This window comes from Lentzea xinjiangensis, assembly GCF_900110955.1.
GTDB lineage: Bacteria > Actinomycetota > Actinomycetes > Mycobacteriales > Pseudonocardiaceae > Lentzea > Lentzea xinjiangensis.
This window is the reverse complement of the sequence record NZ_FOFR01000006.1, coordinates 101318-124915: the sequence shown is the minus strand read 5'-3', so window position 1 is coordinate 124915 and position 23598 is coordinate 101318. Positions and strand designations below refer to the sequence as shown.

The following is a 23598-nucleotide window of genomic DNA, read 5'->3' as shown; positions in this document are numbered from 1 at the left end:
ACCCGCTCAGCGCCGGTAGACGCCGAACTCGTACAGCGAATAGCCCCACCCGGTCCCCCGTTGGGTGGCATGCAGCCGCACGTACCGACCGGTTGCCGTCACATCGATCGCGTCGACACCACCGTTGCCGGAGGTTGTGCCGTACACCGAGCGCCAGTTGTTGCCGTCATCGGACACCTGGATCTCGTAGGCCCGGCCGAACGCGCCCTCCCACACGAGCTGCACGTGCTGGAACGTGGTCACCGCGCCGAGGTCCACCCTGATCCACTGCGGGTCCGCCCAGTCGGTGGCCCAGCGCGAGGTGCCGTCGCCGTCGACGGCGTTGGCCGGTGGGAACGGCGCCCCGTCCCCGGTCTGCTGGTACGAGGAGGCGGTCACGGGCTTGCCCCGCGCCACGTCCACCCCGGACGGTCGTGGCGCCACCACCCGGACCGACCGCGTCTCGATGCCGATGTTGCCCCGGCCGTCCTCGGCCATGACGTAGACCTTCCACACCCCGAGCCGATCCGGCGCGGTGATGGTGAGCCGGTTGCCGGCGACCTGCGCGGGCGCGGCGGCCAAGCCGCCGCTGTTGTCGACGTACTTGCTGTTGAGGGCGGCGGACCAGGCGATCGGGTCGCCGTCGGGGTCGGCGGCCGCCACGTCGATCGTCAGCGGAGCACCGGCCGGGACGGAGGCCGGCACGGTCATCGCGGAGATCACCGGTGGGCTGTTCGACGGCGTGACGCCGCCGAACGCGCGTTGCACCGCGTAGAACGAGAGCCGCTTCTTGCCCGCGGGTGTCAGGTTGAACCACACGGCGCCGAAGTCGTACTCGGTGCCGTAGTGGAACAGCGTGCCGCCGAAGGACACGCCCCGGTGACCGGTGATGCAGTTCCACGCCTGGGTGTAGCCGTCGCGCTTCTGCACGTCGGTCGGCTCCGCGGGCACGCCGTTGGCGTCGTTCGGCACCTCCCACTCCCCCGCCGGACCGGCCTCGGTGACGATGTATGGCTTGGTGTGGCCGCCGTCGATCCAGTCCTGGCGGACCTGGCAGACGTTGCCGTAGGAGTTGACCGAGTACAGGTCGAGGTCCGGGGCGTGCGCCTTCAGGTAGGCCCACGCGCCGGTCCACGCGTCCGTGTTGGTCACGGGGTGCGCGGGGTCGATGGCGTGGATGGCCCGTGCCGCCTCGTTGACGAAACGGGCGTAGGCGACGCGCTGGTTCTCCAGCTCCGCGCCGGAGTAGCAGTTCTGCAGGCCGAGGACGGACTCGTTGCCGACGTTCCACATCAGGACGCCGGGGTGGTCGCGGTAGGCGGTGACCCACTGCCGGATCGAGGCCAGCGCGTCGGCTTTGTACTGTGCGTCCGTCACGTAGTTGACGCAGCCGCCGGAGCCGGGACCGCCGCCCGGCTGGAGCCAGAAGCCGTTCATCACGCGCAGGCCGTTGGCGGCGGCCGCGTCGAGCAGCGGGCGGGTCGAGGCGTCCGTGCCCCACGTGCGCAAGGTGTTGACGCCCATCGACTTCAGCTCCGGCATGTGGCGGGCGGCGTCGGCGGCGGGCGGGCCCCAGGTCAGGCCCTTCACCGTCCACGGCCGGCCGTCCACCACCAACTGCCAGTTGCCCTGGGAGCCGGTCACGCGCACGCCGGTGCCGGGCTGCGGGTTCGAGCCCTGTTCGCCGAAGACCCGGAACTCCCACAGCGAGACGCCGTAACCGTTGGCGCGCTGGGTGGTGTGCACGCGGACGTGGCGGCCGGTGCCGGTCACGTCGTACGCCTGCCTGCCGCCGGTGGCGCCGGTGACCGAGCGGATCGGCTGCCACACGTCGCCGTCGGCGGAGAGCTGGATCTCGAACGCCGTGGCGTGGGCCGACTCCCAGTCGAGCTCGACGCGAGTCACGGACGAGGTCGCGCCGAGGTCGACGCGCAGCCACTGCGGGTCGCTCCACGCGCTGGACCAGCGGGTGCCGCCGTCGCCGTCGACCGCCGCCGAGGCGGGCGTGCCGCCGTTCTCGGTCGACGACGCCGTGGCGGCTTTGCCCTGGGAGAGCAGCACGGGGGCGGCCTGGGCCGGTGCCACCGCAAGGCCGAGCAGCACGGCGACGACCGTGCAGATGGAGCGGACGCGGACCATCGCGCCTCCTGCCACAAGTAGGGGTGTGTGCGGGGAGAGCGCTCTCACAACCCTGCCGACGAACGTTACGACCAGACGTCGGCAGTGTCAAAAGAACCGGTCTTGACACCTCGTGGACGGGGGCGGGACGCTGGTTCGGAGAGCGCTCTCCCAGCCGGTCACCCCCCATCGGCAGGAGGACACAGGTGTCCCGAAAACTCAGCGCACTGGCGGCCGCGGCCGCCCTCGTGACGGCGGTGGTCGTCGTCGCGAACCAGTCGGCCCAGGCCGACGACCTCGTCACGCACCACGAGTTCCAGGCGAACTGCTCGGTCACCACCCATCTCCCGGACGACCCGATCGTCTTCCCCGGACTGCCGGGCGCGTCGCACCTCCACACGTTCCTCGGCAACAGCTCCACCAACGCCCGCAGCACCAACGACTCGCTCAAGGCGGGGCAGACCAACTGCAGGACGCCGGACGACAAGTCCGCGTACTGGTTCCCGTCGGTGCTCAACGGCGACCAGGTCGTGCCGCCGAACTTCCCGCAGGTGATCTACTACAAGTCCGGGATCCTGCGGTACCAGGACGTCGTGCCGTTCCCGCCGGGCATCCGGTTCGTGGTCGGCAGTCCCACGGCGTCGCAGGAGGAGTTCCGCACCGCGCCGGGCGCGGTCGAGGGCTGGGAGTGCGGCGACAGCTTCCACAACTGGGACATCCCGGCGTACTGCACCCCCGGCACCCAGCTCAACGTCCGCTACCAGGCCCCGAGCTGCTGGAACGGCCGTGATCTCGACTCCGCGGACCACAGGTCGCACATGGCCTACCCGGACCGCGCGAGCCTGACCTGCCCGCCGAGCCACCCGGTGGCCGTGCCGATGATCGAGTTCAAGATGGCGTTCCCGGTGTCCGGCGACATGTCCCGCGTCCGGCTCTCCAGCGGCCGCGGCTACACCTGGCACTACGACTTCATGAACGCCTGGGACGCCCCCACGCAGGCCGCGCTCGTCCGCCACTGCGTCAACGGCGGCCTGCAGTGCGATCCGCGCGGGTACGACCTCTACAAGCCCCATCGCGGTGCCGCGCTCGGACCTGACTACCGGTTGCCGCGGTGAAACACCGCGGTGAGGCCGATCCGGTGACCTGGTCGCGGTGAGTTCGTCCCTCTCCCACACCCTGGGGCGGCGCGTGCCCCGAGGTGTTTCCGCGTCGCGACGCCGGGGGCCTCTGCACACCGGAACGAACGGAACGGACGCCGCGACCGGGGAGGTCGCGGCGTCCGCCGCACCGCCACGCGCCGATCAGCCGCCGGTCACGGGTAGCTCACGACGTAGCGGACCTGGTTCGCGAGGTCCGCCTGGCCGCCCGTGCCGTTGATGACGTTGGCGATCGTGCCGACGCCGCCCAGCGACACCGCGACCAGGTGCGTGAAGCGCACACCCGACCGGTTCGGCGCCTCGAACGCGTTGTCGGTCACGATGCTCGGGTCGGCCTGGTTGAAGGCGTACACGCCGACGCCGAACGCCTGGTGCGTCGTCACGGAGTCGGCGACCTTGTAGCCGGCCCAGCCCCGCTTGGACCCGTTCATCCACGCGGCCTGGTTCGGCGGGTCGTACGGCAGCTCGTTCTGGTACAGGTAGACGCGGCCGCCGTTGCCGTTCCAGACCAGGTTGTGCTGCTGGTAGTGCTCGACGAACAACCCGTACGCGATGACGTTGTCGCCGTTGACCACCACGCCGTTCTGGCCGGGGTTCGCCGTCCAGCTCACGCCCTCACCGTGGTCGGCCCGCCACACCCAGGTGTGGTCGATGATGGTGTTGCGGCTGTTGACCCGCATGCTGACCGTCGCCTTGCCCGCCTGCGACCCGCCGACGCGCAGGTACACGTCGTGCAGCGACGTCGGGTTCGCCGCGTGGTCGGCCGCGCTCGAGTCGCCGATCTCCAGCAGCACCGGGGAGTTCTGCACACCGGCGTCGACCAGGAACCCCGCCAGCTTCACACCGTCCACATCGGACGTCGTGAGCGCCGCCCTGCCCGTGGTGGGGGTCAGGGTCGCGAGGCCGAGGCCGAGCACGATCGTGTTCGGGCGGGTGACCCTGATCGTGTCGGAGACCTGGTGGATGCCCGGCGTGAGCAGCAGGTGCTTGCCCTGCGCCAGCGCGGTGTTGATCGTGGCGACCGGCGTGCCGGGCTTCACGACGAAGAAGTCCGCCAGCGAGACCGAGGAGCCGGGGTTGCCGTTCTCCCAGCTGGTTCCCCGCGAGTTCGTGCGCAGCGCGGGCACGAAGACGCGGTACTCACCCGAGCCGTCGAGGTAGAGGAACGGCTTCTCGCGCGTCACCGGCGAGGTGTCCACCGTCGTGTGCGACGGGTTCGGGAAGTGGTTGGCCGGAGCGCCCTGCGTGCCGGCGAAGACCATGTTCCACACCGAGCCCGACCAGCCGTTGACCAGGTTGCTGTTGCGGGTCAGGAACTGCTGCTGCGAACCCGAGACCACGGTTCCGTCGATCCTGCTGTCCACGATCAGGCCGCCGCTGGCCCAGCCGTCGTAGCCGTTCCACAGGTGCGCCTGGCCGCGCAGGTGCATCCGCCGGTACGCGGTGGCCTGCGAGACCGCCCAGCGCTCGATCTGGTTCGCGGGCAGCGTGACCGAGAGGTTCTCCGCGCCGCGCCAGAAGTTCTGCGTCGCGTTGCCGAGGTTGTTCGGGTCGTTGCCCTGCTGCAGCCAGTCGGCCTCGACCCGGATGTGGCCGTTGATGTTCACGTCGTCCGGGTGCAGGCCGAGCCCCGCGATCTGCGTGTAGAAGCGCAGGTTCACGTCGGCGTTGTACGTGCCGGGCTTGAACAGCACGGCGTGGCGCTGCGGGCCGAACTGGTTCGTCTTCATCTGGGCGGCGATCGTGTCGAGCCGCGCCTGCATCTCCGCCTGCGACGACCCCGGTCCGTAGACGTGCACGTTGGGGCCGAAGTCGGGGTTGCGCGGGTCGGTCGGCGGCACGCCGGTCGAGTCCGTCTCGGTGTTGACGCCCAGCTCCCACAACGAGTAGCCGTAGCCGGTGGCGCGCTGGGTGCCCAGCACGCGCACGTACCGGCCGGAACCGGTGACGTCGAGCGCCTGGGTGCCGCCGGCGCCGGTCGTGGTCGAGTGGACCGTGCGCCACGAGGCGGAGTCGGCGGCGTTGTCGCTCACCTGGACCTGGAACGCCCTGGCGTACGCGCCTTCCCAGGTGAGGGACACGCGGCAGACCTGCTGGGTGGAGCCGAGGTCGACCTGGACCCACTGCGGGTCGGAGAACTGCGACGACCACCGCGTGCCCGCGTTGCCGTCGACGGCGGCGGACGCGGGCGTACCGGCGTTCTCGGTCGAGGACGCGGTCGCGGGCCGGTTGAGAGCGGCGTTCGCGGTGCCGCACGCGGCGGCACCCGCCATCGGTGTGCTGCTGATCGTGGTCGCTAAACACAGGGCGGCGGCGGCGAGCGCGGCTGCCCTGGACAGGGGTGAGCCCATGATCCTGCCTGACGGGGAGAAGGGCGAAAAGCCTTGGACAGGGGCGTGAGAGCGCTCTCCCGAACGACGTTAACGCCGGGTTGCGGGCAGGTCAATCACGCAGAGGCCCTGACGACGAGTTCCGGTTCGAAGATGGCGGATCTCGGCCGTTGTCCCGGTTCTTCCAGGCTCGCCAGCAGCAGGTCGGCCATCTTCGCGGCCATGTCCTCGACGGGCTGGCGGACGGTGGTGAGCTGCGGACGGCTCGCGAGGGCGGGCGCGCTGTCGTCGAAACCGACCACCGCGACGTCATCGGGAACGCGCAGCCCGTGCGCCCGCAGCACTTCTACGGCCGCCTGCGCCATCAGGTCGTTCGCGGCGAACACGCCGTCGACGTCGGGGCACTCGACCAGGAGCCGCTGCATCGCGGAGGCGCCGCTCTCCGCGGTGAACCCGCCCTCCGCGGTCGGCACGTACGGGAACCCGTGGCGGGCCATGGCGTCGCGGAACCCGGCGTGCCGGTCCTGGCTCGCCAGCACGTCCAGCGGGCCGGAGATCGTGGCGATGTTGTACCGCCCCGCCGCCACCAGGTGGTCGGCGGCCATCCGGCCGCCCGCCCGGTGGTCGAGGTCCACGTAGCTGATCGGCATCGGCCGGCCCGGCCGGGCGTAGAGCACCGAGGGGACACCGGCTTGCAGCAGCCGGGCGGGCAGGGGGTCGGCCGGGTGGGTGGACACCAGCAGTGCGCCGTCGGCGCTGCCCTGTCTGAGGAACTCGACGACCTCGGTGCGCGCGTGGTCCGAGTCGGCCAGCATGAGCACCGGGTGGACGCTGCGCAGCCGCAGGAAGTCCACGACCCCCGCAGTCACCCGGCCGAAGAACGGGTCGGTGAAGACGTCCGATCCCCCACCGGCGCCGGAGATCACCAGCGCCACCGTGCCGGTGCGGCGGGTGACGAGAGACCGGGCCACGCGGTTGGGCGTGTACCCGGTCTGCTCGATCGCGTTGCGCACCGTCTCCTGGAGCTCAGGGTCGACGTTGCGCGTTCCGTTCACGACCCGCGAGACGGTCGCGCGCGACACGCCCGCGACCCTCGCGACGTCCTCCAGCGTGGGCGCACCCTTGCTCATGCACCGGTTGTACCACGCCAGGAGAGCGTTCTCCCAACATCAAGAGCCGACGCGGACGTCCTTGATCGCACCCGGCCAGAAGTCGACGTTCTGGCCACCGAACTTGGCACGCCCCACCGCGAGCGCGCCGGTGCTCTCGACCGCCGGTCCGGCCGGAGCCGTGGCGACCAGCGCGCCGTCCACGTACAGCCGGATCTCGCCGCCCTTGCGCTCGCCCTTCAGCTCGTACCAGCGGCCGATCTCGGGGGTGATCTCGTAGCGGGCCCTGTTGCCACCCGGTGTGCTGAACGCGAACGCGCCGTTGCCGTACTGCAGGTAGAAGGGGTTCTCCTGCTGACGGCCGTCCTGGCTCACGGCGGTGGCGTAGTTCTCGGGCAGCTCGTCCAGCCGTACCTTGGCGGACACCGTGTAGTCCTTGGTCGTGTCGACCACGGGACCGTAGGTCTCCGCCGAGCCGTTCTTGAGCTCCAGCGCGCCGTCCTCGAACGCCGCGCCGGTCGGGCTGAGCGTCAACGGGTTGCCGCCGCCGCTGCTGTCCTCGGCGGTGGTCCCCCTGCGCTCGTCCAGCTCCCACTCACCCCGGTTCGCGTACGGGTACGGCTTGCCCGCGTTGGCACCGGCCTCGATCACGCGGCGGTTGATCTCGCGGACGGGGCCGGGGTCGACCTTGAGGCGCTTGCGGTCGTAGGTCCACAGGCCGTTGAGCTCGCCTTCCAGGTCGGTGACCTGCGTGTAGACCGACGCCGACAGCTCCTGGCGGGCCTGGCCGAGGTAGAACGTGCGGGTGTTGTCGACGTACTTCGCCGTCAGCGCCGCCTTGTCCGCCACCCCGCTGTAGATCGCGATCGGCGCACCCGGCCACTGGTGTCCCGGCGTGCGCAGCGTGAAGCCGCCGTGCTCGCCGTCCATCACGACGCGCTTGCCGTCCGGGCGGGCCGGGTCGGTGTTGTTGTAGTCGTGGTGGTCGATGACGTCGCCCCGGCCCGAGTCGCCCTTGGAGGCGCAGCAGTTCACCCCGCTGTGGGCGCTGACGATCCGGCTCGGGTCAGCGGCCTTGACGTCGTCGGTGATCTGGCCCGTGGCGGTGCGGTCCCACTCGCCCCAGCCCTCGTTGAACACGATCCAGGCGTAGATCGACGGGTAGTTGTGGAGCTGCTGCATCAGCTCGCGGCTCTCCTTGAGGAAAGCCTGCTGCGCGACGGGGCTGTTGCCGTCCTCGAGGGACACGAAGTCCTGCCACACCAGCAGTCCCAGCCGGTCGGCGTGGTAGTACCAGCGGGCGGGCTCCGCCTTGATGTGCTTGCGGACGGAGTTGAAGCCGAGGTCCTTCTGCGCCTTCAGGTCGAAGACCAGCGCGTCGTCGCTCGGCGCGGTGTTCAGGCCGTCCGGGTAGAAGCCCTGGTCGAGCTGCATCAGGTTGAAGATCGGCTGTCCGTTGAGCGTGAGCTTCGGCGTGCCGCCGATGGCCGTCATGCCGATGGAGCGCATGCCGAAGTAGCTCTTGACCCGGTCGCCGCCGAGCCTGATCTCGAGCTGGTACAGGTACGGGTCGTCCGGAGTCCACAGGTGCGGGTCGGGCACCGGCAGCCTGAGGTTCGAGTTCGCCGGTCCGGTGACCGTGCCGACCTGCCTGCCGCGCGCGTCCTTCGCGATGGCCGTGACGGTGGCGTTGCCCGCCGACTTGACCGTCAGCGCCAGCGAGCTCGTGGCGAGGTCCGGCGTCGTCTTGATCTCGTCGATGCCCTTGTCCGGCACCGGCTCCATCCACACCGTCTGCCAGATGCCCGACGACGGCGTGTAGAAGATGCCGCTGGGGTTGCGCGACTGCTTGCCCTTGGGCTGATGCGGGCCGGTCGTGTCGGTGACCGCGACGACGATCTCCTGCTCGTTACCGCGCTTGAGGGCGTCGGTGATGTCCGCGCTGAACGCCGTGTAGCCACCGGTGTGCTCGGCGACGAGCTTGCCGTTCACCCAGACCCTGGCGTGGTAGTCGACCGCGCCGAAGTTGAGCTTCAGGCGCTGCCCGCTGCCGATCTTCCAGTCGTGCGGGACGGACACCGTGCGGCGGTAGAACATGTGGTCCTCGTGCCGTTCGAGCCCGGAGAGCTGCGACTCGATCGGGTAGGGCACGATCACCTTCTCGGGCAGCTTCTTCCCGAACGCGGGCAGCTGGCCCTCCTCGGCGGCCGAGAACTCCCACGGACCGTTGAGGTTGACCCACTTGTCGCGCTCGAGCTGCGGCCTCGGGTACTCCGGCAACGGGTTGCGCGTGTCGACCTTCTCGCCCCACGGCGTCCGGAGCCGTTCCACCGAGGTGTTCGTGACGACCCGGGCGGCCTTGTCGACCTTCTTGCCGTCCACGGCCAACGCGCCGGCACCGTCGTAGTAGATGCGGACGAGCTGGCTCTTCAACACCCTCTCCGCCAGCCGGACCGTGACGCGGTTGCGGCTCGAGGTGATGACCGAGACCGGCATCGGCGTCGCGTCGACCTCGACGCGGAGGTGGTCCTTCAGGTCGCGCGTGCCCGACACCCGGCCGTCGAAGTCCGCGGTGAGGGTGCGGCCGTCCCTGGAGACGCTCGCCGCGCTCGGCACGGGCCGAAAGCCCGCCGGCGGCGTGAACGCGGACTCCGGCACGATCTGCTTCGGCAGGTCCGCGCTCGACCAGCGCAGGAACATGTTGGCGCCGCCGACGTCCTGGAACATCTCCAGCTTGAAGGCGTACTGCCTGCCCGCGGTCAGCGCGACGGGCGCGCTGGTCTGCTCGCGGTCCCAGTCGCCGACCCAGTGGTCGATCACCGGCTTGTCGTCGATCAGCAGGCGGAACCCGTTGTCACCGATGGCGTGGAAGGTGTAGTCGCCGGTCTGCGGCACCGCGATCTGCCCGGTCCAGCGAGCCGTCGTGTGCTCGGTGCGCCCGGCCAGGAACCCGAACACACCGGTCAGGTCCGAGTGGTTCACCTGGGTGTCGAGCACGGTGCCGGCCAGGTTCGCGAAGTCCCGCGCGCCGGGTGCCGACATGCTGAAGTACTCGCCCTTCAGGCCGTGCACGGGCTCGGCGGCACCCGCCGGCGGCGTGCCGGGCGCTACGCCCAGCGCCATCAGCAGAGCGACGAGTACGGGGGCGGCTTTTCTCATCGACGAGATTCCCCTTCGTTTTACAACGTTGTAAGAGCGCTCCCATACATCCACGCACAGGGTTGGACGCCGGGCTACGGCCGAACGGAGGTATCCGGCATGTCAAACCGGACAAGTTTCGGCGAAACCGCCGCGCCGGGCCACTCGGAGTGGAGACGTTCCAGACCTGGGCCCGTGGTGCCGCGGACCCGCGCCGCGGAGGTGACCGGCCGCAGGCGTTCCCGGCTCACGGGCCGGCTACGACGGCAGCGGGATCTCCAGGCTCACCGTGCCGCGCAGGTCGAGCCACGCGCGGTCGCGTCCCCGGACGAGCCGCAGCACGACCTCCTCGCAGTGCGGGCAGCGCGCCACCAGCCCCGGCGCGTTCCGGTACACCCGCAGCGCCGCCACGGAACCCCGGTGGCCGCAGCCCGTGCAGCGCCCGGTGGCCGCGGTGAGGTCCACCGCGAAGATCTCCCGCAGGTCGCCCGCGAGCGCGTTGCCGTCGACGTGTCCGCCATCGGTGTGGTCGGTGTGGTCGCGGTCGGTGTGGTCGTCGCCCATCGGTGCTCTCCTGTCAGCCGAAGCGTTCGGTGCGGACGCGGCGGGGGTCGTGCCCCAGCGCCACGAGGATGTCGGAGACCGTCTCGACGAAGCCGGTGGGTCCGCACACGAAGCAGTTCGGGGTGAACTCGGCGGGCCAGCCGTACGTGTTGAGGGTGGCCACACCCAGCCGGCCCGGCGGCTCCGGAGCCCCCTCCGGGGCCTGCCGGGTGTACACCACCTTCACGTCCAGTCCGGCGTCCTCACGGGCGCGCCTGCGCAGCTCGTCGGCGAAGAGCACGTCGTCGGGCGTGCGCGCCGAGTACACCAGCCGGAACGGCACGCGGCTGCCCTCGGCGGCGCGGGTGCGGATCATCGCCATCAGCGGCACGATGCCCGAGCCGCCCGCCACGAGCGTCACCGGCGCGGGATCGGCGGCTCGCCAGACGAACCAGCCGCCCACCGGGCCGCGCAGCTCGATCCTGTCGCCCGCCACCAGCACGTCGCACAGGTAGGGCGACACCTCGCCGTCCTGGACCCGTTGCACGGCCAGCTCGACCCGGTCGCCGCCGGGTGCCGAGGAGATCGAGTAGCTGCGCTGCACCGAGTAGCCGTCCTCGGCGGTCAGGCGCACGTCGACGTGCTGGCCAGGCAGGTGGCCGGGCCAGCCGGGGACGTCGAACACGAGCCCGCGCGCGCTCTCGGTGAGATCGGTGGTCTCGGCCAGCTCGGCCACCCGCCAGGTCAGTCGCCCTGGTACCGCTGCTCGCGCCATGGGTCTCCGTAGTCGTGGTAGCCCGCGCTCTCCCAGAAGCCGGGTTCGTCCTCGAGCAGCAGCCGGATCCCGCGGACCCACTTCGCCGACTTCCAGAAGTACAGGTGCGGCACCAGCAACCGCGCGGGTCCGCCGTGCTCGGGCGTGAGCTCCTCGTCGTCGTAGCGGTACGCCACCCACGCCTGACCGTCGAGCAGGTCCTCCAGCGGCAGATTGGTCGTGTAGCCGCCGTAGGAGTGCACGAGCGCGAAGTCCGCCGCCGTCTCCACGTCCTCCAGCAGCACGTCCAGCGACACGCCCTTCCAGCGGGTGCCGAGCTTGGACCACTTGGTCACGCAGTGGATGTCCGTCGTGATCTTCTCGGCCGGCAGCTCGATGAGCTGCTGCCACGACCAGGTGTGCTGCTGCCCGGCCTCGGTGCCGACCGTGAACTGCCACCGGTCGGTCGGCACGCGCGGCGTCGGACCCGCTGTGAGGACCGGGAAGTCCTCCGCCAGGTACTGCCCCGGCGGCAGCTGGGCGTCCGGTGACCGGCGCCGCCCGGAGAAGCCGGGAGAGACGATTGCCATCGTGCCAGTAGACGACACCTGCGCGGTGATCGCCACAGATGATCACCGAGGTCACAGGGACGCGGGATCACGGCAGCACGACGGTGGTCCCGATGAACCACCCGGACCGCGGCCGGCGTGCGATGACCGTCCCGCTGGTTCATGGCGTGGAGTCGTGCCGGGTGGGCCGAACGAGGCCTGTCAGGTCTCGGCTGGGTCCTTCACGGCACCGCCCCCGCACGTCCGGCACCACACAAGATGTGGCGCCACGACGCGGCGGGGGCGGTATCCGATGCACGCTCAGGCGGCGACGAGCTCCCGTTCGCGGTCGGGCGTCTTGACCTTCTTGTTCGGCAGCGACAGCCGGAAGACCTTGCGCCACGCGGAGAAGACCTGCTTGGGCAGCGGGCCGGAGACGTACTCCAGCTCGTACTTCTCGAACAGCGCGCGCACCTTGACCGCGACCTCGGCGTAGCGGCTGCTCGGCAGGTCCGGGAACAGGTGGTGCTCGATCTGGTGCGACAGGTTGCCGGTCATGATGTGCATGGCCTTGCTGCCGCTGATGTTCGCCGAGCCCATCATCTGCCGCAGGTACCACTGGCCGCGCGTCTCGCCCACGATCGAGCGGCGCTCGAAGACCTGCACGCCCTCGGGGAAGTGCCCGCACATGATCACCGAGTGGGACCACAGGTTGCGGATCAGGTTCGCGGTGAACGTCGCGGCGAGCGTGGTGAGGAACGACGGGCCCGACAGCAGCGGGTGGATCACGTAGTCCTTGAGCACCTGGCGGCGGATCTTGCGGCCGACCGCCTTGGCCCGCGCGCGGAACTCGGGGTTCTTGCGGCGGCGCTTGTGCAGGTTCTTGCCGAGCTCCAGGTCGTACGCGGCGATGCCGTACTCGAAGAAGCAGGCGTTGATGAAGTTCCACAGCGGCTGGCCCAGGTGCATCGGGTGCCACTTCTGGTCCTCGTCGACGCGCATGATGCCGTAGCCGAGGTCGTTGTCCTTGCCGATCACGTTGGTGTAGGTGTGGTGCAGCTCGTTGTGCGAGTGCTTCCACTGCTCGGCAGGCGAGACGTGGTCCCACTCCCAGGTGGTGGAGTGGATCTTCGGGTCGCGCATCCAGTCCCACTGCCCGTGCAGGATGTTGTGGCCGATCTCCATGTTCTCCAGGATCTTCGCCACCGACAGGCCGGCGGTGCCGATCAGCCAGGCGGGCGGGAAGATCGAGAACAGCAGGATGCCCCGGCTCGTCAGCTCGAGCTTGCGCTGCACCGAGATGACCTTGCGGATGTAGGCGGCGTCCTTCTCACCGCGGCTCGCGATGACCTCGTCGCGAATCGCGTCGAGTTCGCGGCCGAGTTCCTCGATCTGCTCCGCGGTCAGGTGGGCGGTGGGGTCGATGGCTGTCATGAAGCTCGCTTTCGGGGATGCGGTGGCCTGGGGGTGGGCCACTTCGCGGGGGGAGGGAGGTCTGTGGTGGGGAGCGTCAGCGTTCGAGCTCGCAGGGACCCGCGGCGGCGGACACGCAGGTCTGGACGAGCACGCCGTCCTCGGCCTCGGTGATCTCGCCGGTGCGCAGGTCTCGCACCGCGCCGGACTTCAGCGGGGTGACGCAGCCGAAGCAGATGCCCATGCGGCAGCCGGACGGCATCAGCACGCCGGCCTCTTCACCGACGCTGAGCAGCGGCGTGGCGCCATCGGCCGCGACGGTCTTGCCGGTCTTGCCGAACGTGACCTCACCACCGTCGCCCGCCACCACCACGGTAGGGCGGAACCGCTCGGTGTGCAGTTTGGCCGCGATGCCGTGCTCGGCCCAGTGCGCCTCGGCGGCGTCGAGCAGGCCGGCGGGGCCGCAGGCCCAGGTCTCGCGCTCGGCCCAGTCGGGCACCAGCTCTTCCAGCCGGGCGACGTCGAGCATCCCGTGGGTGTCGGTGTGCAGCTCGACCAGCCGCAGGGCCTTGTCCGCGACGAGGTCGTGCAGGTCGTTGCGGAAGATCACGTCTTCCGGGCGCGGCGCGGAGTGGACCATCACCACGTCGGCGAACCGGGTGTCGCGCAGCATGCCCATCGCGGGCGTGATGCCGCTGCCGGCCGTCAGGTAGAGCACCTTGGCGGGCTTGGCCGCGGGCAGCACGAACTCACCGCAGGCCTGGTCGAGCTGGATGACCGTGCCGGGCTTCACCCTGCGGACGAGGTGGTTGCTCACCTTGCCGTCCGGGATGGCCTTCACGGTGATCGTGATGCGGCCGTCGGAGCGGCTCGTCGGCGAGGTCACCGAGTACGCGCGCCACAGGCGCACGCCGTCGACGTCGACCCCGATCCGGACGTACTGGCCGGCGACGTGGCCGCGCCAGCCCCTTCCCGGCCTGATCACGATGGTCGCGGCGTCCGGGGTCTCCGGGTGCACGGCCTCGATGCGACCGCGCAGGTCCGCGCCCGCGCGCAGCGGGCTGACCAGGTCGAGGTAGTCGGACGGCAGCAGCGGCGTCGTCACCAGTTCCAGCAGTTTCCACGCCCTGCTGCGTAGGGCGGTACTCGTCATGACTCCAGCTTGATGCGCCGCAGGGCGTAAAGTCCTGTCCGTATGACGTGAATCTGCTCAGCCAATTTGTTCGCGGGGAACAAAACGTGAGTCACGCAATGCAACGGGCCACCGAACTGGCCCTGGACGAGAAGACCGTCGCCGCACTGCGGGGGGCGCTGAAGACGACGGCCGACGAGGTCGTGCAGGCCATCATCGACGAGGTCCCGAGCTACGCGAACGCGCTTTCCGGGCGGATGGGTGGCACCATACGCCGTGCCGTCCGCACGGCGCTGGGCCACTACCTCGACCTGGCGGGCGGCAAGGCCACCGGCGGTGACGCGAGCGACGCGGCGTACGAGCTCGGCCGCGGCGAGGTGCGCGACGGCAGGTCGATGGACGCCCTGCTCAGCGCCTACCGCGTCGGCGCGCGCGTGGCCTGGCGGGGGCTCGCCGCCGGCGCCGTTCCGGCCGGCCTGCCCGCGGCGGAGGTGGCGAAGTTCGCCGAGCTGACCTTCGCCTACATCGACGAGCTGTCCGCCGCCAGCGCCGCGGGTCACGCCGACGAGCTGGCCGCCAGGGGCCTCGCCCACGAGCGCCACCTGGCCCAGCTCTCCCGCGACCTGCTCGCGGGCGCGGCCCCCGAGGTCCTGCTCGCCGACGCCCAGCGCGCCGGGTGGCAGGCGCCCACCTCGCTGACCGCCGTCCTGCTGCCCGCCACCCAGGCCCGCCCCGTGTACCGGTCGCTCGACCCCCGCACGCTGGTGGTCGACGACCTGCCCGACGCCATGGGCGTGCTGCTGGTCCCCGACGCCGACCGCGCGCACCTGCTGCGCCAGCTCACCGACCGCGCCGCCGTCGTCGGCCCGGTCCGGCCGTGGATGCGCGCGGCCGCGTCGTACGCACGGGCGGTGCGCGCGCGTTCCCTCTCCCCCGACATCCGCGACACCGAGGACCACCTCGTGCCGCTCGTGCTGAGCGCCGACGCCGACGCCTACGCGGACCTGCGGGCGCGGGCGCTCGCCCCGCTGCGGGCGTTGCCGCCCAGCTCCGGCCGGCGGCTGGAGGAGACGCTGCGGGCGTGGTTGCTGCACCACGGGCGGCGCGAGGAGGTGGCGACCGCCCTGTTCGTGCACCCGCAGACGGTCCGGTACCGGATGGGGCAGTTGCGCGACCTCTACCCGGACCTCACCTCGCCGCAGCGGGTCCTGGAGCTGACGCTCGCCGTCGGGTTGCCCGTCGCGGACCGGTGACCACGGCTGCTACGCGATGGCCCTGAGCTCGACGAAGTCCGCGATCGCCTGCTGCCCCGCGATGTTGGCGTGGACGCCGTCACCGGTGTCGTACGGCGGGTTGATGCTGTTCGGCCTGATCGGGTCCTCCAGCACCTGGTCGAAGTCCACCACCGACGCGCAGGCGCGCGAGCAGTCGCCGCCCCGCTTCACGAAGTCGTTCACGGCGTGCCGGTCGACGTTGTTCCGGTCGCTGTAACCGGGGCGCGGCGTGATCGGCGTGACGTGCACGGCGATGCCGGCGGCACGCAGGCGCTGGAACACCGTGCGGTAGCTGGCGACGATGTCGGCGGCGGTGCAGCCGTTCGCGAGGTCGTTGGTGCCGTAGTAGTAGATGACGTCCGTGACGCCGTGCAGGGCGAGGACGTCCCTTTCCAGCCGGGTCACCGCGTCCAGGCCGGTGAACGCCGCGGGCGTGCGCGGGCAGATGGCGCTGGTCGTGCCGCTGATACCGGCGTTGGCGACGGCGAGCTGGGGGCCGTCCGAGGCCACGATCCGGCGGGCCAGCACGTCGGTCCACCGCTTGTTCGTGCCCAGCTCGGTGCAGCCGGGGCCGCAGTTGGTGCTGCCCACGCCGTCGACGACCGAGCTGCCGAACGGCACGACGGTGCCCTTCAGCCTGGGGTTGAAGACGTCGACCGCGCTGACCACGTAGGTCGACTGGACCTTCTGCGTGTAGGCCGCGCCCGTCTCGGCGGTGTGGTCACCGGAGCCGGGCGGGGTCAGGTAGTTGTCGCGGAACGCCGACTCGTGCCGGCCGGGCACGACGTCGCCGGCGACGTGCATGCTGACCGCGAGGTCGGCGCCCGGCGTGGTCGTCAGGGTCGTGCGGTCGCTCCACAGCTCGCCGCCGGGCGGGATCGTGACGGCGCGACGGCCGCCGAACGTGACGTCGCGCGTGGCCGAGACCGCGGCCCCGCCGGTGCTGAGGGCGGCGGTCGTGTGGTCGATGGTCAGCGGTTGGGTGCCGAACGTGTTCTGCACCCGGATCCGCACGGCGCTGCCGCCCTGGCTGAGGTGCGTGATCATCCGCAGCGACTGGTCGTGCAGCGTGACGGGGGCGAGGTGCTGCTGCGACTGCGCCCACGAGGTGAACCAGGCGGTGCCCGTCCTGCCCGCCTCCGCGGCGGGGGTGAGCAGGGCGGCCACGACCAGGACGCTCGATGTGATGGCAGGGGTGCGCATCCGGTTTCTCATGAACCGCTTCTTACCCGATCGTGACAGCCTGGTCACCCCTCGTGATCGGTCAGGTCACCAGGCCGCGGCGGTACGCGTAGACGACCGCCTGCACGCGGTCGCGCAGGTCGAGCTTGGTCAGGATGCGCGACACGTACGTCTTCACGGTCTCCTGGCTGATCACCAGCGCGGCGGCGATCTCGCTGTTGGACAGCCCTTCCGCGATCAGCCGGAGCACCTCCAGCTCGCGCGGCGCGAGCGGGGGCTCCGCTGTCGCGCCCGCCGGGCGGATGCGCGCGGCGTAGCGGCCGACGAGCTGGCGGGTCACCTCGGGCGCGAGCAGGGCGGCGCCGCTCGCGACGGTCCGGATGCCCTGCAGGAGCTGCGGTGGCGGGGCGTCCTTGAGCAGGAAGCCGCTCGCGCCCGCCCGCAACGCCTCGTAGACGTACTCGTCGAGGTTGAAGGTCGTCACCACGAGGACCTTCACCGGGTCGGCGACGCCGGCGCCCGCGAGCAGCCTGGTCGCCTCGATGCCGTCGAGCACCGGCATCCGCACGTCCATGACGACCACGTCCGGCCGGAGCCGGGCGGCCAGCTCCACCGCCGCCCGGCCGTCGCCGCACTCCCCCACCACCTCGAGGTCGGGCTGCGCGTCGATGATCGTGGCGAAGCCGGTGCGGATGAGCGCCTGGTCGTCGCAGACGAGCACGCGGACCGGGCTGGTCACGAGCCCGCCGGGATGCGCGCCCTGACCACGAAGCCGCCGTCGCGCTGTCCCGCCGTGAACTCGCCGCCCAGCACGTCGACGCGCTCGCGCAGCCCGGCGAGGCCGCGGCCGCTGCCACCGGACGCCGCGGACGGCCTCACGCCTTCCGTGCCGACCTCCACGGTGATCTCCTTCTCTCCGTAACGCACGTGCACGTTCGTGGGACTGCCGTGCGCGTACTTCAGGGCGTTCGTCAACGCCTCCTGCACCACCCGGTACGCGACGGCCTCGGCACTGCCCGCGTCCCGCGAGGCCTTCCCCTCCTCGGTGAACGCCACCGGCTGACCAGCCTGCCGGGTCTGCTCGACCAGGCTGGTCAGGTCGCCGACGGACGCCGGGCTGTGGTCCGGGTTCAGCAGGTCCAGCAGGTGCCGCAGGTCGGTCAGCGAGCGGCGGCCGGTGTCCGTGATCGCCAGCAGCGTCTGGTCCAGCCGCTCCGGCGCCGCCGTCAGGTACCGGGCCGCCTCCGCCTGCACGACCATCGCCGTCACGTGGTGGGTCACCACGTCGTGCAGCTCGCGGGCGATCGAGGTGCGTTCCGCGATGCGGGTGGCCTCGGCGATGTGCTGCCGGCGCTCGGCCTCCGCGCTGCGGGACAGCCGCAGCCACGCCCCGACGGCCCACGCGCCGGCGACCACCAGGTAGAACGTGATGTACCCGGCCACGCCCTCGCTGGAGCCCTCCCGGTCCAGCGCCACCGCCAGCACCGCGTACGCGCCGGTCGCGGCGAGCGCGGTGGTGCGGCGGTGGTGCGCCAGGTGCAGGCCGGTGCTGACCAACGCGATCGGCAACGCGGTGCCGGCGGCGGTGTGGTAGCCGGCCAGCTGGTCGACGGCGAACCCGAGCGCCACCAGTGCGAGGCAGAGCAGCGGCCACCGCCGGCGCACGAGCAGCGGCAGGCACTCGAGGGCGATCACCGCGGCGGCCAGCGCGTCCACCGGCCGGGCCGGTATGTCGCCGAGCTGGGTGCCCTTGTTGTGCAGGGCGGGTATCAGCGAGGCCGCCGCCAGCGCCAGCGCGATCGGCGCGTCCTGCACGGTGACGTCGCAGCGGCGCCACAGGTCGCGGACGCGCCCGAGGTTGATCACGCGACTCACGCGCCGAGCGTAGCGGCCGGTGCCCTGCGTCCCCCGCGCGGGACGAGGGTGCCCCTGCGCTTGGCCAGCCAGAGGAACGCCGCGGTCACGACGACGCCGGCCAGCACGGAGTACGCGCTCGCCTCCGGCCCGAACTCGCCGCCGCTCACCAGGGCGGGACCGGAGGTCACGGCGTCCAGCAGGCCCTGCGGGGCGTCCGTGCCGGAGACGCTGGTGCTGAAGATGCCGCCCTGGGCGAAGTTCCAGGCGAAGTGCACACCGATCGGCACCCACAGGTTGCGCGTGGCCACGAAGGCGGCGGCGAGCATGAACCCGGCCTCGACCGCGATGGCGAGCGAGCTCCACAGCGTGGCGGCCGGGTTGAGGATGTGCACGAACCCGAACAGCAACCCGGTGAGCACCAACGAGATCCACGTGCCGAGCCGTTCCTCGGCGATCCGGAACAGGATGCCGCGGAACATGACCTCTTCCGTCACCGCGGCGGCGGCCATGAAACCGAAGATCGCGACGGCCCCCGCGACCGAGCCCCACCCGCGCACCTCGTAGCCGCCGAGGAAGGCGATGTTCGCGATCACGGCCCCGAACATCGCCAGTCCGATCAGGACTCCCCTGCCCAGCGCCGCCGGCGCACCGGCCCTGGCGACCTCGACCGGGTCGCGGCGCTCGGTCCTGCGCACCACCCAGGCGTACGCGACCAGCGACAGCACGGCCGTCGCGAGGCCGAGGACCAGCGTGAGCGGCACGTTCCAGCCGACCGCCTGGACACCGGCGCTGCCGGCCAACGCCACCACCGCGACCACGACGAGCTGCTTCACCAAACGCATGACCGAATCCCTTGTGAGTAGTGCGTTTTCCGTTGCCGGGAACGCTAGGGATTTCGCGGCCGTGGAACGTCACCGCGCGGTGGACATCCGCGTGTAGCTCGCGCGGGGGACACCGGCGGCGTCCGTGTTCCTAGGTGGCGGGTGAGTCCCGGGCGGACAGCTCCACGACCAGTTCCTCGCAGCGCAGGCGGGCCGGTGAGAAGTCGTAGGGCATCTTGCCGGCGGCTTCGACGACGCTCATGCAGCCGGCTTCCCGCCTGCCGGAGCCGAGGCCGGCCTCGTCGTCGCCGTCCTCGGCGGTCTCGGGGTGTGCAGCGTCCCAGGCGTCGAAGAGGGCGTTGTCGTCCTCGTTCAAGCCGGTCTCCTGGATGACGGCCTGCAGAGCCCTTTCGAAGGCGTGCCGCTCGGCGGCCACCCGGGCCACCCGCGGGTCGTCGACGGCGACGCTGTCGTCGAGCGCCTCCTCGGCGGCGTCGACGCGGTCGGACTCCGCCCGCAGGCCGGGATGCGTGGCGAGGACGATGAAGCGGGTGGCCTGGACGGCAGCGCCGAGCGGGCCGAAGATCCGCTCGGTGACCAGCAGGGAGTCCAGGTCCGCCTGGCGCAGGGAGCCGTCCGGCAGGCCCTTGAGGCGATCGGTGACGAAGTCGGAGAGCAGGCCCAGCCGGCTGCCCTCGGCGCGCATCCGCTGCACGGCGGTCCGTTGCCGCCGCAACTCCGCCTCCTGCTCGGCGAGGGTTCGCTCCAACCGCTCCAGGATGCCCGCGACACCGTCTCCGCCGTCCGCACCGGCGGAGGCCATGCCGGTGGTGAAGGCGTCGCGGATGTCCTCCAGGGCGATCCCGGCGCCGGCCATCTTGCGGATCCACAGCAGGCGGATCATGTCCTCGTACCCGTAGCGGCGGCGGCCGTCACCGCCGCGCTCGGGCTCGGGGAGCAGGCCGATCTCGTGGTAGTGGCGGATCGCCCGCGGCGTGCTGCCGGCGAAGGCCGCCGCGTCACCGATCTTGACCTGGCGGGGTGGCGTGAAGGACGAGTGCACGAGCGGCAACCTTCCTCGAGGGTTCGGGACGCGAGTCCACTGGACCACATGCCGTTGCGGAAGGTGCAACCCCGAGCACACCGCCCAGCGCCGACGCCACCCAGAACAGGGACTATGCGGAACAGGAGTCAGGCGGACCAGGGGTTAGGCGGAAGCGCTCAGGGCGGCGGAGAGCCAGGCGAACGGCATGAAGGCGGCGGCCTCCTGCGCCGTCCCGTTGATGGTCGACACCAGCGACTGGTACCTGGTGTGCGGATCGGCCGGGGCCGCGGCCTCCTCGATCGACTGGAGGTGCAGCTCCTCGACGCGGAGCACGTCGACGGCGAGCCGGCGCCGGTACTCCGGGCTGTCCGGCTCACCGGAGATCCCGCGCATGAACTCCACGTACCGGCCGGCGATCTCCCGCCCGCGCGCGGAGTCCGACGGCAGACCGGCCTGCTGCGCCTCGTGCGCCTCCTGCAGGACCGCCCCTCCCCGGTCGAACGCGCTGAGCATCTCCGGCGCCATCATCACGCCCGCGCCGTCGAGGGCGCAGAGGTCGTGCAGCTGCTGGCGGACCGCGCGCCGGAAGTCCTGGTCCTGCACCAGGTTCGCGAGCTCGATCCACGCTTCGAGCTGCTCGGTGGAGGGTTCCTCCGGCAGGATCGGCCGGTGGCTGCGCAGCAGGTCGACGAACGCGGGGCTCGCGTCGAGGCCGTCGCTGATCTCGTTCCAGAAGTCGTCGATCAACCGGTCCCGGTCGTGGTCGGACAGCCCGGCGAGCTTGTGCATGAGGATCACCTGTTCCGCTTCGGTGTGCTGTTTCACGATCGTGCGCAGAACGGCGCGGCGGGACCGGATCCGGCGTTCCCGTTCGTCCAGGCGCGACAGGTGGGCGGTCGCGAGGTCGGTCAGCGTCACCCCTCCGGCCAGCAGCCGCCGGATGTCGTCGAGACCGGCGTCCAGCTCCCGCAGCGTGCCGACGAACTCCAGCCGCGCGATCGCGTGGACGTCGTAGAGCCGGTGCCCCGCCGCGGTGTGCCCGGCGGGTTCCACGATCCCGGCGTCGGCGTAGAACCTGATGGCACTGACGCTGAGCCCGGTGCGGCGCGCCACCTCCCCGATGGCGTAGAGCCTGTCGTCGTTCATGTGCCCACTATCGGATCTCAAGCCACTTGAGGAACAACCCCTTACGCCTCCTTTACCGATGCTTTACTTTTTTCGGTCTCTTGTGGATACTGACCGCGAGGGGAGTACTTCCGCAGGGTCTGCCCGGTCAGTACGGACACCCGGACGGTGTCCCCGGGAGGCCGCCCGCGCGCGGGTGAAGGAGACCTCGGACGACACGCGTTCGAGGAGGATCCGTGCCCGGTTCACTGGCGTCCCCAGGTCTGTGGCTGCTCAGCATCGCGGTGCTGCTGGCGTTGCTCGCGGCCGACTTCGCGGTCACCCGCCGCCCGCACGAGGTGTCGGTGCGGGAGGCAGCGGGCTGGTCGGTGTTCTACCTCGCGCTGCCCGCGGTGTTCGCCCTGTGGCTGTGGTGGTCGTTCGGCGGCACGCAGGCGCTGGAGTTCGCCACCGGCTTCGTGGTGGAGAAGTCGCTCTCGGTCGACAACCTGTTCGTCTTCATGCTGCTGCTCGCCGCGTTCAGCGTGCCGCCCGCCGTGCAGCAGCGCGTCCTGCTCTACGGCATCATCGGCGCCTTGGTGCTGCGCGGTGTCTTCATCGCGGCCGGCGCCGCACTGCTGTCGGCGGGCACCTGGGCGTTCCTGGTCTTCGGCCTGGTCCTGTTCGCCTCGGCCGTGAAGATCCTGCACGCCGCCACCACCGGCGGCCACATGGGGACCGACACCTCGAAGATGCGGTCGGTGCGGCTGCTGCGCAGGCTCATGCCGGTCACGGACGACTACCGCGGTACCCGGATGGTCGTCCGCGAGAACGGCCGGCGCGCGCTCACCCCGCTCGCCATCGTCGTCGTGGCGATCTTCGCCACCGACGTGGTGTTCGCGATCGACTCGGTGCCCGCGGTCTACGGCATCACCGAGGACCCGTACCTGGTGTTCACCACCAACGCGTTCGCACTGCTCGGACTGCGCGCGTTGTACTTCGTGCTGCAGACGGCGCTCGCGAAGCTCGTCCACCTCAACCACGGTCTCGCGATCATCCTGGCGTTCATCGGCGTGAAGCTGGTGCTGCACTGGGCACACGGCATCTGGCCCGCCGTGCCGGAGATCCCCACCCCGGTCTCGCTGGGCGTGATCGTGGCCGTGCTCGGCACCGTCACGGTGACCAGCCTGCGGTCCCGCCGCGCGGTGGACGCCGGGCCGGTCTGAGTCCCGTTCCCGCCGCCGGTGCGCCGGCGGCGGGCCGGACAACTGTCCGTTACCGTTGCGCCATGCCTGCTCGTCCTGACACCGGACCCGACTTCATCGAGGCGCTCGCCCGCGGCCTCGACGTGATCCGGGCGTTCCAGCCGATGCGCCCGGTCATGCCGCTCAGCGAGGTGGCCGCGGCCACCGGGCTGGCGCGGCCGACGGCCCGGCGCATCCTGCTCACGCTGGTCGAGCTCGGGTACGCGCGCCAGGGCGAGCACGGGTTCGCGCTCACGCCGAAGGTGCTGGAGCTGGGCGTGGCCTACGTGCGGTCGATGGGGCTGTGGGACGTCGCGCGGCCGCACATGGAGCGGCTGGGCATGCGGACCGGCGAGTCCTGCTCGATCGCGCAGCTCGACGGGTCCGACATCGTCTACGTGGCGCGGGTGGCCGTGCCGAAGATCGTGACGTTGTCGGTGCAGATCGGCACGAGGTTCCCGGCGCTGCCGACGTCGCTCGGCAAGGTGCAGCTCGCCGCGCTCGCACCGGCGGAGCTCGAGGCGGTGCTCGCCCAGCCGTCGCGCTCGGGGCTCACCGCGCGGTGGCAGCCGGACGCCGCGGAGCGCGACGCGGAGCTGCGGGACGTGCGGGCGCGCGGGTGGGCGCTCACCGACGAGCAGCTCGCGCCGGGCATCCGGTCGATCGCGGCGCCGCTGCGGGACGGTGCCGGCACGGTCGTCGCCGCGCTCAACGTCAACTGCCACGCCGCCGAGACGTCGGTCGAGCGGATGGTCGAGCACCACCTGCCGCTGTTGCTGCAGGCCGCGGGTGACATCAGCGCGGACTTCGCCCGGCTCGACATGGTGCCGCACGTCGTCGTCGCCTGAGC

General features: G+C 71.2%; 19 protein-coding genes. 4 read left to right on the top strand and 15 right to left on the bottom strand.

The window, feature by feature from the left end; translation table 11 throughout:
* Positions 1-6 precede the first annotated feature (6 nt).
* Positions 7-2118 (bottom strand): discoidin domain-containing protein, encoded by a 2112-nt coding sequence (locus tag BMW88_RS15790; protein WP_089951469.1) that lies wholly within the window; start codon positions 2116-2118, stop codon positions 7-9.
* 185 nt (positions 2119-2303) lie between these two features.
* Here BMW88_RS15790 and BMW88_RS15785 point away from each other — a divergent pair, with 185 nt between their 5' ends.
* Positions 2304-3212: a DUF1996 domain-containing protein gene (locus BMW88_RS15785; protein ID WP_089951468.1), complete on the top strand. Its 909-nt coding sequence runs from the start codon at positions 2304-2306 to the stop codon at positions 3210-3212.
* Between the two features lie 197 nt (positions 3213-3409).
* On the opposite strand, the gene BMW88_RS15780 is transcribed toward BMW88_RS15785, so the two are convergent.
* The 8 genes from BMW88_RS15780 to BMW88_RS15745 all read right to left on the bottom strand — a co-directional run bounded on the left by BMW88_RS15780 (position 3410) and on the right by BMW88_RS15745 (position 14242).
* A complete protein-coding gene (locus tag BMW88_RS15780; RefSeq protein WP_089951467.1) occupies positions 3410-5605 on the bottom strand; it encodes a discoidin domain-containing protein in 2196 nt (731 codons plus the stop codon).
* 95 nt (positions 5606-5700) lie between these two features.
* Entirely contained in the window at positions 5701-6714 is a 1014-nt protein-coding gene (locus BMW88_RS15775) for a LacI family DNA-binding transcriptional regulator (RefSeq protein ID WP_089951466.1), read from the bottom strand.
* A 39-nt stretch (positions 6715-6753) separates the two neighbouring features.
* Entirely contained in the window at positions 6754-9852 is a 3099-nt protein-coding gene (locus BMW88_RS15770; protein ID WP_089951465.1) for a PA14 domain-containing protein, read from the bottom strand.
* Positions 9853-10089: 237 nt separating this feature from the next.
* A complete protein-coding gene (locus tag BMW88_RS15765; RefSeq protein ID WP_089951464.1) occupies positions 10090-10395 on the bottom strand; it encodes a DUF6510 family protein in 306 nt (101 codons plus the stop codon).
* Between the two features lie 13 nt (positions 10396-10408).
* The gene (locus tag BMW88_RS15760) at positions 10409-11149 is read right to left on the bottom strand and encodes a ferredoxin reductase (RefSeq protein WP_089951463.1); all 741 of its coding nucleotides are present in this window, start codon (positions 11147-11149) and stop codon (positions 10409-10411) included.
* Positions 11119-11718, bottom strand: coding sequence for a sulfite oxidase-like oxidoreductase (locus BMW88_RS15755; protein ID WP_089951654.1), 600 nt, complete (start codon positions 11716-11718; stop codon positions 11119-11121). Before BMW88_RS15755 ends, BMW88_RS15760 begins: the two co-directional genes overlap by 31 nt.
* Before the next feature lie 279 nt (positions 11719-11997).
* Complete coding sequence (locus BMW88_RS15750) at positions 11998-13110, bottom strand: fatty acid desaturase family protein (RefSeq protein ID WP_089951462.1); 1113 nt, start codon at positions 13108-13110, stop codon at positions 11998-12000.
* A 76-nt stretch (positions 13111-13186) separates the two neighbouring features.
* Entirely contained in the window at positions 13187-14242 is a 1056-nt protein-coding gene (locus tag BMW88_RS15745; protein ID WP_089951461.1) for a ferredoxin reductase, read from the bottom strand.
* An 86-nt stretch (positions 14243-14328) separates the two neighbouring features.
* Between BMW88_RS15745 and BMW88_RS15740 the strand changes: the two genes are divergently transcribed.
* Positions 14329-15474, top strand: coding sequence for a PucR family transcriptional regulator (locus tag BMW88_RS15740; RefSeq protein ID WP_089951460.1), 1146 nt, complete (start codon positions 14329-14331; stop codon positions 15472-15474).
* Between the two features lie 9 nt (positions 15475-15483).
* On the opposite strand, the gene BMW88_RS15735 is transcribed toward BMW88_RS15740, so the two are convergent.
* The 6 genes from BMW88_RS15735 to BMW88_RS15710 form a co-directional block, all read right to left on the bottom strand.
* Entirely contained in the window at positions 15484-16710 is a 1227-nt protein-coding gene (locus BMW88_RS15735) for a GDSL-type esterase/lipase family protein (RefSeq protein ID WP_245777809.1), read from the bottom strand.
* 49 nt (positions 16711-16759) lie between these two features.
* Positions 16760-17416 carry a response regulator gene (locus BMW88_RS15730; protein ID WP_089951458.1) on the bottom strand — a complete coding sequence of 219 codons (657 nt, stop codon included), beginning with the start codon at positions 17414-17416 and terminating at the stop codon, positions 16760-16762.
* Positions 17413-18552, bottom strand: coding sequence for a sensor histidine kinase (locus tag BMW88_RS15725; protein WP_245777808.1), 1140 nt, complete (start codon positions 18550-18552; stop codon positions 17413-17415). The genes BMW88_RS15730 and BMW88_RS15725 overlap by 4 nt, the downstream gene beginning before the upstream one ends.
* Positions 18549-19376, bottom strand: coding sequence for a CPBP family intramembrane glutamic endopeptidase (locus BMW88_RS15720; RefSeq protein ID WP_089951456.1), 828 nt, complete (start codon positions 19374-19376; stop codon positions 18549-18551). The genes BMW88_RS15725 and BMW88_RS15720 overlap by 4 nt, the downstream gene beginning before the upstream one ends.
* A gap of 130 nt (positions 19377-19506) precedes the next feature.
* A complete protein-coding gene (locus BMW88_RS15715) occupies positions 19507-20418 on the bottom strand; it encodes a MerR family transcriptional regulator (protein ID WP_089951455.1) in 912 nt (303 codons plus the stop codon).
* A 144-nt stretch (positions 20419-20562) separates the two neighbouring features.
* Positions 20563-21546 carry a MerR family transcriptional regulator gene (locus tag BMW88_RS15710; RefSeq protein WP_089951454.1) on the bottom strand — a complete coding sequence of 328 codons (984 nt, stop codon included), beginning with the start codon at positions 21544-21546 and terminating at the stop codon, positions 20563-20565.
* A 215-nt stretch (positions 21547-21761) separates the two neighbouring features.
* Between BMW88_RS15710 and BMW88_RS15705 the strand changes: the two genes are divergently transcribed.
* A complete protein-coding gene (locus tag BMW88_RS15705; RefSeq protein ID WP_089951453.1) occupies positions 21762-22730 on the top strand; it encodes a TerC/Alx family metal homeostasis membrane protein in 969 nt (322 codons plus the stop codon).
* Between the two features lie 62 nt (positions 22731-22792).
* The gene (locus BMW88_RS15700; RefSeq protein ID WP_089951452.1) at positions 22793-23596 is read left to right on the top strand and encodes an IclR family transcriptional regulator domain-containing protein; all 804 of its coding nucleotides are present in this window, start codon (positions 22793-22795) and stop codon (positions 23594-23596) included.
* Positions 23597-23598: the final 2 nt, after the last annotated feature.